Here is a 7882-nt window from a genome sequence, read left to right on the forward strand (position 1 = left end):
GGTACATGACGCGGGCAGACGGGAGCGCACGGTGACGACCACGGCGGTGGTGCTGGTGACGTAATGGCAGTCGTTGGTGGCGATCGGCGGAATGTCGAGCTGCTTGCTGACATTGATCAGGCCCTCGCGGACCCGGCGCTCGATCGACAGACCGTGGTCCATCACCTCGAGGAAGAAGTTCTCCTTGCCGAAGATCTCCTGCCACTTCGCGGCGGCTTCGAGCGCCTCGCGCTCGTGACCGAGGCGCAGCCGGGTCTGCACCTCACCCGACGGGCAGCCCGTCGTGGCGATGATGCCCTCCGCGTGCTGGGCGATGATCTCCTCGTCCATGCGCGCCCACTTGCCCAGCTGACCCTCGATGGAGGCCAGGCTCGACAGCTTGAACAGATTGCGCAGGCCGGTCGCGTTCTCGGCGACCATCGTCATGTGGGTGTAGGCACCCGAACCCGAGACGTCGTCACTCTTCTGCCCCGGATCACCCCACTGCACCCGCTTGGTGTCGAACCGGGAACCCGGCGCGATGTAGGCCTCGATGCCGATGATCGGCTTGATACCGGCCTTCTTGGCCGAGTTGTAGAACTCCGAGGCGCCGTACATGTTGCCGTGGTCGGTCATGCCGACAGCGGTCATGCCCAGCCGTTCCGCCTCCGCGAACAGCGGCGAAATCTTCGCCGCACCATCGAGCATGGAGTACTCGGTGTGGTTGTGCAGGTGAACGAACGATCCGGACGAGGCCAAGACGGTCCTTCCTCCCAGGGTGTCGACGGGGGTTGGCCCCAGCATTCTAGGCACGTGGGTCCGACAACTTTTCCCGTGCCACACGGGCGCCCCACCCCCGCCTCGGCCCGGTCCGGCGTGTCGTGGCGAAGGTCACCGGCGAGTCCTGAGCAACGTCTGTTTTCCGCTAGTTTCTCGGCGCTACGCGGCGCGCGCGGCCGCCTGTCGATGATCACCGGCGCACCGCGACGGCTTGCGGCGATAATCGGCGGATGTCCGCACCGGGTGGCGAGGGGTCTTCAGCCGAGTCGATGATGGTCGCGCCCGGCGGCCGCCGCGGATTCACGGTGGCCGGTACATGACGCGGGCAGACGGGAGCGCACGGTGACGACCACGGCGGTGGTGCTGGCGTGTGTGGTGATCGTCCTGATCACCGCATGGCTGGTGTGGCGGCGGACCCAGCGGGTGGTGACCACGCCTGCGCAGCGGGCCGTTCATCAGGCGTTGCATACCGCGTCGCTGGCCGCGGTGCCGTTGCGGCGGGGGTTGACGGCGGAGGCGGCGCGGGAGGCGGCGCCGCATTTGCGGGCGCTGGCCGGGGCCGAGGCGCTGGGGGTGGTGGACGCGGAGGCGACGCTGCTGGCGTGGGATGGACCGCATACGGGGATGGTCGAAGCGTTCGCGGAGGCGGCGCGGAGGGCGATCGCCGGCGAGCGGGCGGTGTTGGTCGGTGGGGACGAGTATTCGCTCATCGCGCAGCCGCTGCTGATCGATACGGGGGCGGCGGTGGGGGCGCTCGGGATGGTGACCACCGGGAAGCCGGGGCCGGGCATGCTCGGGGCGGCGAGTGAGGTCGCCCGGTATGCGTGCGGGCAGCTGGAGCTGGCCGAGCTGGACGCCTCCAGGGCCCGGGTCGACCGGGCCGAGCTGCGGGCGCTGCGGGCGCAGATCAGCCCGCATTTCATCTACAACGCGCTCAACACGATCGCCTCGTTCGTGCGCACCGATCCCGACCGGGCCCGCGAACTCATCCTCGAGTTCGCCGACTTCACCCGCTATTCCTTCCGCGCCGCAGGCGAATTCACCGTCCTCGCCGACGAACTACGCAATATCGAGCGCTACCTCGCCCTGGAACAGGCCCGCTTCGGCGACGCGCTCGACGTGCGGTTGCAGATCGCGCCGGAGGTGCTCGGCGTGGTGCTGCCGTTCCTGGCGCTGCAGCCGCTGGTGGAGAACGCGGTGCGGCACGGCCTCGGCGGCGGCGGTCGCGGCGGGCAGTTGAGCATCGTCGCCAGCGACGAGGGCACCGACTGCCTGATCAGCGTCGAAGACGACGGCATCGGCATGGACCCCGAACTCCTGCGCTCGGGCGCCCTCGACGCCGTCGACACCGACACCGGCCCCGCCCGCACCGGCGAAGCCGCCCACGTCGGCCTCGCCAACGTCGACGATCGCCTGCGCGCCGCCTTCGGCAACGACTACGGCCTTGTCGTCGACACCGCCCCCGGCGCGGGAACGAAAGTCAGCATGCGGGTACCGAAATTCCGCCCCGGAATCCGGGCTTGACGCCAGTTCGTCGTCAGTGCTCCACCATTCTCACCGCACGGCCGGCCGCAGATACGGCTCGACTCCGGACACAGTGACGGGAGTGCGCACAGGTCCAGCATTGGGCGAAGGGATCTGCCGGGTGACCACGGGGTGGATACCGTTCTCGGTGATATGTGGCGACGGTTACCATGGACAGGCTGTGAGCTGGAACACCGATGAACCCCCGACCGCTCTGCGGGTGCTCGCCGTCGATGACGAGAAGCCGGCGCTCGATGAGCTGGTGTATCTGCTGAGCACCCAGAGCGGGGTCGGGGAGATTCATCGGGCGGGTGAGTCGACGAGTGCGTTGCGGTTGTTGCGGGCGCATCCGATCGATGCGGTGTTTCTCGATATCGATATGCCGGGGCTCACGGGGATGGAGCTGGCGGGGATTCTGTCGGAGTTCGCCGAGCCGCCCGCGGTGGTGTTCGTGACGGCGCATGACGATCACGCGGTGGCGGCGTTCGATCTGGGCGCGGTGGATTATCTGCTGAAGCCGTTGCGGGCGGCGCGGCTGGCCGAGGCGGTGCGGCGGATCGTTGCCGCCCGGGTGTCGGTGCAGGCCGCGACACCGCCGGAGCCCGCGCATCCGAGCGAGGTGATCCCGGTGGAGCTCGGCGGGGTGACCACCTTGGTGAACCGGGCCGATGTCGCCTGGGTCGAAGCCGACGGCGACTACGCCCGGCTGCACACCGGCACCGGCTCTCATCTGGTGCGGATCCCGCTCTCCGCGCTCGAATCACGGTGGGAGGACGCCGGATTCCTGCGCGTGCACCGGTCGTATCTGGTGGCATTGCGGCTGGTCACCGGGCTGCGCACTGCGGGTAGCGGCACGGTGGTGTGCCTGCGTGCCGAGGGCGCGGCCGGTGCGGTGGAACTGCCGGTGAGCCGGCGCCAGGTGCGCGAGCTCAAGCAGCGGCTGGTGCACGGGCCGCGACAGAACTGGTCGCAGCGGTGACGGGTCCGCAGCGCCCGCCACGGGAACGGGTGGTGCTGGCGCAGCGGCGCGGTGCCCGGCAGGTGCGCACCCGCACCGAGGTGGTCGAGCAGACCGATCTCGGCGCCGCGCTCATCGGCGGGCTGATCCGCGCACAGTTGGGTTTGGCGCTGCGCCTCAGCCTGGTGATCGTCGCCGGTTTCGGTGCGCTACCGGTGCTGTTCGGCATCGATGCGATCGCCGAGGCGACGATGGCCGGAATCCGCCTGCCGTGGCTTGTCCTCGGCGGCCTCGCGTTCCCCGCGCTGTACGCGGTGGGGCGGCTGTACGTGCGCTTGGCGCAGCGCAATGAAGACGACTTCCTGGAATTGGCAGGCGACTGAGATGGCCGCCCGCTCGCATCGGCGCACGATATCCGCGCTAGGCGACAACTTTTCGATCGCGAACCCTGCACCGGCCACCAGCTCGGCGACCGTATCCCCGGTATGGGCCCGATGAGTTCCGGCAACCCCGCGCTCACGCTCACCGCTCTGCTGCTGGCGGCACTGGCCACTATCGGTATCGGGTTCTATGGAGTTCGACTGTCGCGCACGACATCCGACTTCCTGGTCGCCTCACGCACGGTAGGTTCACGCTGGAATGCGGCCGCGATCTCGGGCGAATATCTCTCCGCTGCTTCGTTTCTCGGTGTTGCCGGGCTCATCGCCAAATACGGCGCCGACGCGCTGTGGTATCCGGTGGGCTTCACCGCGGGGTATCTGGGACTGCTGATGTTCGTCGCGGCACCGTTGCGCCGATCGGGCGCGTATACCGTGCCCGACTTCGCGGAGTTCCGCCTGGGTTCGATTCGATTGCGGCGCATGGCCGCCGGGCTCGTGGTGCTGGTATGCGCGGTGTACCTGATCCCCCAGTTCCAGGGCGCCGGGCTGACGCTGCACATCCTGCTCGGGGCGCCGCACTGGGTGGGCGCGGTAGCCGTCGGCGCGATCGTGCTGGCGAATGTGATCGGCGGCGGCATGCGGTCGGTGACGTTGGCGCAGGCGTTCCAGTACTGGCTGAAACTGACCGCGGTGGCGGTGCCCGCGCTGGTACTCGGCCTGCATTTCCTCGCCGACGAACGGCCGGTCGGTACTCCGGCGCCGCCGCTGGTCGACGAGCGCACCACGGTCGACATCTCCACCGATGTGGTGGTGCACCTGGATGTTTCGCAGCAGGTGAGAGTCACCGGCACCCTCGACGGGCGCACCGAGGACGGGCCGGTCCTGCTCACTCCGGGCAACCACACCCTGGCGGCAGGCAGCGAACTGATCCTCGAACCAGGGTCGGCGGTCCCGGTGGTCGCCGGTGCGCCCGCCGACGGTGCGAGCTGGGTCGCGGCGGGTGGCGGGTTCGGTGGCGAACATCCGCAGTACCAGGTGTTCTCGCTGATCGTGGCGACCTTCCTCGGCACCATGGGTCTGCCGCATGTGCTGGTCCGCTTCTACACCAACCGGGATGGTCCGTCGGCCCGCCGGACCGCGCTGACCGTGATCGGGCTGGTCGGCCTGTTCTATCTGTTCCCGATCCTGCTGGGCGTCTTCGCCCGGCTGTACGTGCCGCAATTGCTGATCACCGGCGCCTCCGACGCCGCCGTGGTCCTGCTGCCGGGCGCGGTCCTAGGTGGACTCGGCGGGCAACTGCTCGCCGCCCTCGCCGCCGCGGGTGCGATCGCGGCGTTCCTGTCCACCTCCTCGGGTCTGCTGGTCAGCCTCGCCGGCGTGCTCAGCACCGACGTGCTGCGCGGCCGGATCCGGGACTTCCGCGCCGCCGCTCTCGTCGCCGGGCTCGTCCCGCTGACGCTGGCGCTGACCGTCGCCTCGCTAGACCTGTCCCGCACGGTCGCGCTCGCGTTCTCGGTGGCCGCGTCGACCCTGTGCCCACTGCTGGTGCTCGGCATCTGGTGGCGCGGGCTCACCGCGGCGGGCGCGGCCGGCGGCCTGCTCACCGGCGGCATCACCGCGGGCGGCGCGACCGTGCTCGCGGTGCTGGGCGGGGTCTCCCCCGAGCTGGCCGGCGGCTGGGCGTCGGCGATCGTCGACTATCCGGGCGCGGTCAGCGTGCCGCTGGCGTTCGCGGTGACGATCCTGGTCAGCCTGCTGACGAAGGGTCAGGACAAGCGGACGATCGCGGGGATCTTCCTGCGCATGCACGCGCCGGAACGACTCGGCATGAGCGCCGACCGCGACCCGGAAACCGCCGCCCACCGGTGATCTCGCGCTGACCGTTCGTCGCGCCACAGCGACCGTTCACCGCACGAGCGGCCACCTTCACCGAGTGACCCACGCCACACCATAATGCGCGCACGCTCGCTGCCCTACGGTCATCCCACGCACGACACTCCTCACGCTAGGACCACCAGGCATGACCGAAACCGACACCGAAGAAGCGCCCGACCGGCGCACGCCGAGTGCCGACGAATGGCTCGCCGTGCAGGCGAGCCCGCAGTTCCAGGAGCTGCGCAACCGCCTGCGCCGCTTCGTCTTCCCGATGACCGCGCTGTTTCTGGTGTGGTACCTGAGCTATGTGCTGCTCGGCGCGTACGCGCACGACTTCATGGCGACCGAGGTCTTCGGCAACGTCAATGTGGGTCTGCTGCTCGGCCTCGGGCAGTTCGTCTCCACGTTCCTCATCACCGGGCTCTACGTCCGTTTCGCCAATCGTGAGCTGGACCCGCGCGCCGCGGCCATCCGCGAATCTCTCGAGGAGGGCCGGGCATGAGCACCACCCTTGCCGCGGCGACAACGGTGGGCAACCCCATCGCCAATATCGCCATCTTCGCGCTGTTCGTCGCGGTCACCATGGTCGTGGTGATCCGGGCCAGCCGCAACAATGCCAGTGCCGCCGACTATTTCACCGGCGGCCGTGGCTTCTCCGGTCCGCAGAACGGCATCGCCATCGCCGGTGACTACCTGTCGGCGGCGAGCTTCCTCGGTATCGCGGGCGCGATCGCCGTCTACGGCTACGACGGGTTCCTGTACTCGATCGGGTTCCTGGTCGCGTGGCTGGTCGCGCTGCTGCTGGTGGCCGAAATGCTGCGCAACACCGGCAAATTCACGATGGCCGACGTGCTCAGCTTCCGGTTGAAGGAAGGCCCGGTGCGCACCGCGGCCGCGCTGACCACCCTGACGGTGTCGCTGTTCTATCTGCTCGCGCAGATGGCGGGCGCGGGCGGCCTGGTCGCGCTGCTGCTCGACATCTCCTCGCGCGCGGGGCAATCGGTCGTGATCGCGATCGTCGGCGTGTTGATGATCGTCTATGTGCTGGTCGGCGGCATGAAGGGCACCACCTGGGTGCAGATCATCAAGGCGGTGCTGCTGATCGCGGGCGCCGCGCTGATGACGGTGCTGGTGCTGGCCAAGTTCGGCTTCAACTTCTCCGACATCCTCGGCGCCGCACAGGAATCGGTGAGCGAGTCGGCCAGCAAGGCCGTCGCCGCCCGTGATGTGCTCGCGCCGGGCGCCCAGTACGGCGGCAGCGAGACCTCGAAGCTGAACTTCCTGTCGCTGGGTCTGGCGCTGGTGCTGGGCACCGCGGGTCTGCCGCATGTGCTGATGCGCTTCTACACGGTGCCCACCGCGAAAGAGGCGCGGCGCTCGGTGGTCTGGGCGATCAGCCTGATCGGCGCGTTCTACCTGTTCACCCTGGTGCTCGGGTACGGCGCGGCCGCCATCGTCGGCCCGGACAAGATCCTCGCCGCGGCGGGCGGGCAGAACTCGGCTGCGCCGCTGCTGGCATTCGAGCTCGGCGGCGTGATCCTGCTCGGCGTGATCTCGGCGGTCGCGTTCGCGACGATCCTCGCCGTCGTGGCCGGTCTGACGATCACCGCCTCGGCCTCGTTCGCCCACGACATCTACGCCAGCGTGATCAAGAAGGGCAAGGTCGACGACCGCAAGCAGGTGCGGGTCTCGCGGATCACCGCCGTGGTGATCGGTGTGCTCGCGATCGGTCTCGGCATCCTGGCCAACGGCCAGAACATCGCGTTCCTGGTGGCGCTGGCGTTCGCGGTGGCGGCGGCGGCGAACCTGCCGACGATCCTGTACTCGCTGTTCTGGAAGCGGTTCAATACCACCGGCGCGCTGTGGTCGATGTACGGCGGCCTGATCTCGACCATCGTGCTCATCGTGTTCTCCCCGGCGGTGTCGGGCACCAAGACCTCGATGATCACCGGGACCGATTTCCACTGGTTCCCGCTGTCCAACCCCGGCATCGTGTCCATCCCGCTGGCGTTCGCGCTCGGCGTGGTCGGCACCTTCGCCGGTGGCCGTGGCGAGCAGGTCGACACCGCCAAGGCCGCCGAGATGGAAGTACGCGCGCTCACCGGTGTCGGTGCGGAGAAGGCGATCTCGCACTGATGCCGTCCTGCCCGGGCCGGTGGTAACCCCCCCGGCCCGGGCTCTACCCCTGTTGTTCGAAGGAGATTTCTTGTGACCGGTGCAGTCACCGACCCCACCCGACCCGACCACGCGACCAGCTATCCGCCCGTCGCGGAGTTCGCCGCGCGGGCCAATGCCGACGCCACGCTCGCCGAGCGGGCGCTGACCGATCGCGACGGTTTCTGGGCCGAGCAGGCGAACCGGCTGCACTGGCACAAGCCGTTCACCC

General features: G+C 69.1%; 8 protein-coding genes. 7 read left to right on the forward strand and 1 reads right to left on the reverse strand.

The genetic code is table 11. The annotated features are described in order from the left end of the window. Positions 1-738 (reverse strand): PHP domain-containing protein (locus tag ACFWPJ_RS18425; protein ID WP_378852854.1); only part of this gene is annotated, 738 nt, incomplete at its 3' end. Between the two features lie 363 nt (positions 739-1101). On the opposite strand from ACFWPJ_RS18425, the gene ACFWPJ_RS18430 reads away from it, so the two are divergent. From ACFWPJ_RS18430 to ACFWPJ_RS18460, 7 genes are all read left to right on the forward strand, one after another. Then, positions 1102-2283 (forward strand): sensor histidine kinase, encoded by a 1182-nt coding sequence (locus ACFWPJ_RS18430; RefSeq protein WP_378852856.1) that lies wholly within the window; start codon positions 1102-1104, stop codon positions 2281-2283. Positions 2284-2464: 181 nt separating this feature from the next. Beyond that, positions 2465-3262 (forward strand): LytR/AlgR family response regulator transcription factor, encoded by a 798-nt coding sequence (locus ACFWPJ_RS18435; protein ID WP_378852858.1) that lies wholly within the window; start codon positions 2465-2467, stop codon positions 3260-3262. Next, the gene (locus ACFWPJ_RS18440) at positions 3259-3624 is read left to right on the forward strand and encodes a hypothetical protein (protein WP_378852860.1); all 366 of its coding nucleotides are present in this window, start codon (positions 3259-3261) and stop codon (positions 3622-3624) included. Before ACFWPJ_RS18435 ends, ACFWPJ_RS18440 begins: the two co-directional genes overlap by 4 nt. 111 nt (positions 3625-3735) lie before the next feature. Next, complete coding sequence (locus ACFWPJ_RS18445) at positions 3736-5490, forward strand: cation acetate symporter (RefSeq protein ID WP_378852862.1); 1755 nt, start codon at positions 3736-3738, stop codon at positions 5488-5490. A 151-nt stretch (positions 5491-5641) separates the two neighbouring features. Continuing rightward, positions 5642-5998 carry a DUF485 domain-containing protein gene (locus ACFWPJ_RS18450; RefSeq protein ID WP_378852864.1) on the forward strand — a complete coding sequence of 119 codons (357 nt, stop codon included), beginning with the start codon at positions 5642-5644 and terminating at the stop codon, positions 5996-5998. After that, complete coding sequence (locus ACFWPJ_RS18455) at positions 5995-7632, forward strand: cation acetate symporter (RefSeq protein ID WP_378852866.1); 1638 nt, start codon at positions 5995-5997, stop codon at positions 7630-7632. Before ACFWPJ_RS18450 ends, ACFWPJ_RS18455 begins: the two co-directional genes overlap by 4 nt. A gap of 72 nt (positions 7633-7704) precedes the next feature. Next, positions 7705-7882 (forward strand): acetyl-coenzyme A synthetase N-terminal domain-containing protein (locus ACFWPJ_RS18460; protein WP_378852868.1); only part of this gene is annotated, 178 nt, incomplete at its 3' end.

Source organism: Nocardia sp. NPDC058497, from assembly GCF_042720195.1.
Taxonomy (GTDB): Bacteria; Actinomycetota; Actinomycetes; order Mycobacteriales; family Mycobacteriaceae; genus Nocardia.

What these genes read in the sequence shown, in the direction of transcription:
- ACFWPJ_RS18450 (WP_378852864.1), top strand. Translation starts at nt 5,642, where the DNA reads ATGACCGAAACCGACACCGAAGAAGCGCCCGACCGGCGCACGCCGAGT.
- ACFWPJ_RS18445 (WP_378852862.1), top strand. Translation starts at nt 3,736, where the DNA reads ATGAGTTCCGGCAACCCCGCGCTCACGCTCACCGCTCTGCTGCTGGCG.
- ACFWPJ_RS18455 (WP_378852866.1), top strand. Translation starts at nt 5,995, where the DNA reads ATGAGCACCACCCTTGCCGCGGCGACAACGGTGGGCAACCCCATCGCC.